Origin of the sequence: Streptomyces sp. WELS2, from assembly GCF_013870595.1 — a bacterium.
Taxonomy (GTDB): Bacteria; Actinomycetota; Actinomycetes; order Streptomycetales; family Streptomycetaceae; genus Streptomyces.
In genome coordinates, this window is the sequence record NZ_JACBWZ010000434.1 from 1 (window position 1) to 5,318 (window position 5,318).

At 72.3% G+C, this 5,318-nt stretch carries 6 protein-coding genes; all 6 read left to right on the forward strand.

Annotation, left to right across the window (positions count from 1 at the left end; translation table 11 throughout):
- Positions 1 to 1,222 (forward strand): endolytic transglycosylase MltG (gene mltG / locus H5J33_RS22535; RefSeq protein ID WP_181796724.1); only part of this gene is annotated, 1,222 nt, incomplete at its 5' end.
- Positions 1,203 to 2,042 (forward strand): shikimate dehydrogenase, encoded by an 840-nt coding sequence (locus H5J33_RS22540; protein ID WP_181796725.1) that lies wholly within the window; start codon positions 1,203 to 1,205, stop codon positions 2,040 to 2,042. The genes mltG and H5J33_RS22540, both read left to right, overlap by 20 nt.
- Positions 2,043 to 2,203: 161 nt before the next feature.
- A complete protein-coding gene (gene aroC, locus H5J33_RS22545; protein WP_181796726.1) occupies positions 2,204 to 3,388 on the forward strand; it encodes a chorismate synthase in 1,185 nt (394 codons plus the stop codon).
- A 32-nt stretch (positions 3,389 to 3,420) separates the two neighbouring features.
- Positions 3,421 to 3,903: a shikimate kinase gene (locus tag H5J33_RS22550; RefSeq protein ID WP_181796728.1), complete on the forward strand. Its 483-nt coding sequence runs from the start codon at positions 3,421 to 3,423 to the stop codon at positions 3,901 to 3,903.
- A complete protein-coding gene (gene aroB, locus H5J33_RS22555; protein WP_181796727.1) occupies positions 3,900 to 4,991 on the forward strand; it encodes a 3-dehydroquinate synthase in 1,092 nt (363 codons plus the stop codon). Before H5J33_RS22550 ends, aroB begins: the two co-directional genes overlap by 4 nt.
- Before the next feature lie 163 nt (positions 4,992 to 5,154).
- Positions 5,155 to 5,318 (forward strand): Pro-rich N-terminal domain-containing protein (locus tag H5J33_RS37690; RefSeq protein WP_258565308.1); only part of this gene is annotated, 164 nt, incomplete at its 3' end.

Below are 5,318 nucleotides of genomic sequence, written 5' to 3' on the forward strand. Positions count from 1 at the left end.
AGATCATCGACGCCACCGAGTCCACGGCGCGGAGGAGCACGTCCCGGCGGTGGCCGGCGGCGGCGCGGGCGACACCGGGGAGCACGAGCTCGCGAGCCGGCGGGAGCGGCGCGGCAAGGGCCGCAAACCGGCCAAGAGCAAGAAGCGGCGCACCGGCTGCGCCTGCATGGTCGTCGTCCTGGTGTTCGGCGGCGGCCTCGGCGGAGTCGGGTACTTCGGTTACCAGTTCTACCAAAATCGTTTCGGCACGGCCCCGGACTACGCGGGTGACGGCACCGGTGAGACGGTCACCGTCGAGATCCCCAAGGGCGCCGGAGGCTGGGAGATCGGCCGCCGCCTGAAGGAGGCCGGGGTGGTCAAGAGCGCCGAGGCGTTCGTCCACGCCCAGACCAACACCCCGGGCGCCGACGGCATCCAGGCCGGTGCCTACCTCCTGAAGAAGGAGATGTCCGCCGCCAGCGCCGTCCGGCTGATGCTGGACCCGCGCAGCCAGAACAACGTCATCGTCACCCCCGGCGAGCGCAACTCGGGCGTGTACGCGGCCATCGACAAGAAGCTGGAGCTGTCCTCGGGCACGACCGAGAAGGTCGCCGAGAAGCAGTACAAGAGCTTCGGCCTGCCCGCCTGGGCGCAGAACCACGCCGACCTCAAGGACCCGCTGGAGGGCTTCCTCTTCCCGGGCACCTATCCGGCCGCCAAGGGCATGAAGCCGGAGGCCGTCCTCCAGCAGATGATCGGCCAGGCCAAGCAGAAGTACGCCGCCTACGGCCTGAACGAGAAGGCCGGGGAGTTCGGCCTGGACAGCGCGTACCAGCTCGTCACGGTCGCGAGCCTGGTGCAGGCCGAGGGCAAGACCCACGACGACTTCCGCAAGATGGCCGAGGTGGTCTACAACCGCCTCAAGCCCGACAACACCGAGACCAACCGGAAGCTGCAGTTCGACTCGACCTACAACTACCTCCTGGGCAAGAGCAACATCCACATCTCCGAGGAGGAGATCAACAGCAACCCCAGCCCGTACAACACGTACAGGCACCCGGGGCTGCCGCCCGGCCCGATCGGCAACCCCGGCGAGGACGCGCTGAAGGCGATGCTGAACCCCACGCACGACGGCTGGATCTACTTCGTGGCGACCGACGGCATGAGCAACACCGAGTTCGCCAAGACGTACGCGGAATTCCTGGAGCTCAAGGACAAGTTCAATGCCAACACGGGCAACTGACGGCCGTCGTGCCGCCGTGCTCGGCTCGCCGATCGCCCACTCCCTCTCCCCGGTGCTGCACCGGGCGGCGTACCAGGCGGCCGGGCTCGCCGGCTGGTCGTACGACAGCTTCGACGTCGACGAGGCCGCGCTGCCCGGCTTCCTGGACCGGCTCGGGCCCGAGTGGGCCGGGCTGTCGCTGACCATGCCGCTGAAGCGGGCCGTCATCCCGCTGCTGGACGAGGTCAGCGACACCGCGGCCTCGGTCGACGCGGTCAACACGCTGGTCTTCACCGAGGACGGACGCCGGCGCGGCGACAACACCGACATCCCGGGCATGGTGGCCGCCCTGCGCGAGCACGGCATCGAGGAGGTCGGCTCCGCCGCCATCCTGGGCGCCGGTGCCACCGCCTCCTCCGCGCTCGCCGCGCTGGCCCGGATCTGCACCGGGGAGGTCGTGGCCTACGTCCGCAGCGAGGCCCGCGCCGCCGAGATGCGCCAGTGGGGCGAACGGCTCGGCGTCGAGGTCCGCACAGCGGACTGGGCCGACGCCGCCGCGGCGCTGAGCGCGCCGCTGGTGATCGCCACCACGCCCGCCGGGACGACCGACGCGCTCGCCGCCGCCGTACCGGAACGCCCCGCCGCCCTCTTCGACGTGCTCTACCACCCCTGGCCCACCGAACTGGCGGCCCGCTGGTCCATGTTCGGCGGCGCCGTGGTCGGCGGCCTCGACCTGCTGGTCCACCAGGCCGTGCTCCAGTTCGAGCAGATGACCGGGCGGGCCCCGGGCCCGCTGGACGCCATGCGGCAGGCCGGGGAGAAGGCGCTCGCCGCCCGCTGACGCCTCCGCGGGCGTCCGCCTGCTGGACCGGCGGCTGTCCGCCGCCCCGGGACGTGGGAGGATCGGAGGTGGCGTGCCGGGGTCGCGCACCCGGTGACGCCGTCGCCGTGCGCCAGGGGCGCACGCCGGGCAGTACCGGGCGCGAGCACTGAGGAGCACCGTTGAGCAGGCTGCGTTGGCTGACCGCTGGGGAGTCCCACGGTCCGGCACTTGTCGCGACGCTGGAGGGTCTTCCCGCCGGCGTGCCGATCACCACGGAGATGGTGGCGGATCACCTGGCGCGGCGGCGGCTCGGCTATGGCCGTGGTGCGCGGATGAAGTTCGAGCGGGACGAGGTCACCTTTCTGGGTGGTGTCCGGCACGGGCTGACCCTGGGTTCGCCGGTGGCGGTGATGGTGGGGAACACCGAGTGGCCGAAGTGGGAGCAGGTCATGGCGGCCGATCCGGTGGATCCGGAGGTGCTGGCGGGTCTGGCGCGCAGCGCGCCGCTGACCCGTCCGCGTCCGGGCCACGCGGATCTGGCGGGCATGCAGAAGTACGGCTTCGACGAGGCCCGTCCGATCCTGGAGCGTGCCTCGGCGCGGGAGACCGCGGCCCGGGTGGCGCTCGGGGCGGTGGCGCGTTCGTACCTGAGGGAGACGGCCGGGATCGAGATCGTCTCGCATGTGGTGGAGCTGGCCTCGGCCAGGGCGCCGTACGGGGTGTACCCCACGCCGGCGGATGTGGAGCGGCTGGACGCGGATCCGGTGCGCTGCCTGGACGCGGACGCCTCCAAGGCGATGGTCGCGGAGATCGACCAGGCCCACAAGGACGGCGACACCCTCGGTGGTGTGGTGGAGGTGCTGGCCTACGGGGTGCCGGTCGGGCTGGGCTCGCACGTGCACTGGGACCGGCGGCTGGACGCGCGGCTGGCCGCCGCGCTGATGGGCATCCAGGCGATCAAGGGTGTGGAGGTCGGTGACGGTTTCGACCTGGCGCGGGTGCCGGGTTCGAAGGCGCACGACGAGATCGTGACCACGGACGAGGGCATCAGGCGGGTCACGGGCCGCTCCGGTGGTACCGAGGGTGGTCTGTCCACGGGCGAGCTGCTGCGGGTGCGGGCGGCGATGAAGCCGATCGCGACCGTGCCGCGGGCGCTGCGGACGGTGGACGTGGCAACCGGTGAGGTGGCGCAGGCCCATCACCAGCGGTCGGACGTGTGCGCGGTGCCGGCCGCCGGGATCGTCGCCGAGGCGATGGTGGCCCTGGTCCTGGCGGACGCGGTGGCGGAGAAGTTCGGCGGCGACAGCGTCACGGAGACCCGCCGCAACGTCCGCTCCTACCTCGACACCCTGGCGATCAGGTGAGCGCGGTACCCGCACTCGTGCTGGTCGGGCCGATGGGCGTGGGCAAGTCCACGGTGGGCCGGCTGCTCGCCGGCCACCTCGGCGTGGGCTACCGGGACACCGACGACGACATCGTGGCCGCCCAGGGCCGCACCATCGCCGAGATCTTCGTGGACGAGGGCGAGCCCGCCTTCCGCGCGCTGGAGAAGGCGGCCGTGCGCACGGCCCTCGCCGAGCACGACGGCGTCCTGGCGCTGGGCGGCGGCGCCGTCCTGGACGAGGACACGCGGGCGCTGCTGGCCGGGCACCGGGTGGTCTACCTGTCGATGGAGGTCGAGGAGGCCGTCAAGCGCACCGGCCTGAACGTGGCCCGCCCGCTGCTCGCGGTCAACCCGCGCAAGCAGTGGCGCGAGCTGATGGAAGCACGACGGCACCTGTACGAACAGGTCGCCACCGCGGTGGTCGCGACGGACGGCCGTACCCCCGAAGAGGTCACGCAGAGCGTGCTGGACGCACTGGAGTTGAAGCAGCGATGAGCGACGCAGTCACCCGGATCCGGGTCGGTGCCACGGCGGGCACGGACGCCTACGAGGTGCTGGTCGGCCGGCAACTGCTGGGTGAACTGGCCGGGCTGATCGGCGACCGGGCCAAGCGGGTCGCGGTGATCCACCCGGAGGCGCTCGCGGAGACCGGCGAGGCACTGCGGGCCGACCTGGCCGGGCAGGGGTACGAGGCCGTCGCGATCCAGGTGCCCAACGCGGAGGAGGCCAAGACCGCCGAGGTCGCCGCCTACTGCTGGAAGGCGCTGGGCCAGTGCGGCTTCACCCGCACGGATGTCATCGTCGGCGTCGGCGGCGGTTCCACCACGGACCTGGCCGGGTTCGTCGCGGCGACCTGGCTGCGCGGGGTGCGCTGGGTGGCGATCCCGACCACCGTGCTGGCCATGGTGGACGCCGCGGTCGGCGGCAAGACCGGGATCAACACCGCCGAGGGCAAGAACCTCGTCGGCTCCTTCCACCCGCCCGCGGGCGTGCTGTGCGACCTGGCCGCGCTGGACTCGCTGCCGGTCCACGACTACGTCTCCGGCCTGGCCGAGGTCATCAAGGCGGGGTTCATCGCCGACCCGGTGATCCTGGACCTGATCGAGGCCGACCCCGAGGCCGCCCGCACCCCGGCCGGCCCGCACACCGCCGAGCTGATCGAGCGGTCGATCCGGGTCAAGGCCGACGTGGTCTCCGCGGACCTGAAGGAGTCCGGGCTGCGGGAGATCCTCAACTACGGCCACACCCTGGGCCACGCGATCGAGAAGAACGAGCGGTACAAGTGGCGGCACGGCGCCGCGGTCTCCGTCGGCATGCACTTCGCCGCCGAACTGGGCCGCCTGGCGGGCCGCCTGGACGACGCGACCGCCGACCGCCACCGCGCGATCCTGGAAGCCGTCGGCCTGCCGCTGCACTACCGCTACGACCAGTGGCCCAAGCTGCTGGAGACGATGAAGCTCGACAAGAAGTCCCGCGGCGACCTGCTCCGCTTCATCGTCCTGGACGGACTGGCCAAGCCCACCGTCCTGGAAGGTCCCGACCCGGCCGTCCTCCTCGCCGCGTACGGCGAGGTCGGGCAGTAGGTCCCGGACTGTTCCCTCCGTCCGATTCCCTTCCCGGACCGGGCACTTGGGACCGTCCCCGGCCGTTTCACCGAACGACGGCCGGGGACGGTACCGTTCGGTAGGCAGTGGGGCGTGCCCCCGCCGCCGGCACAGTGCCTGTACGAGACGAAAGTGGCAACGGATGCAGCACGCAGTGGGTTCTCCGCTGCCGCCGCCCCACCAGCCGGGGCAGGGGCCGCACGCCGGCTGGGCACCGGCCCCCCATGAGCCGGCCGCCCACCAGCCGGCCTCCTACCAGTCGGCCGCCCACCCCCCGGGCCGCCGGGGGGCTCCCGGGTGCGGGCA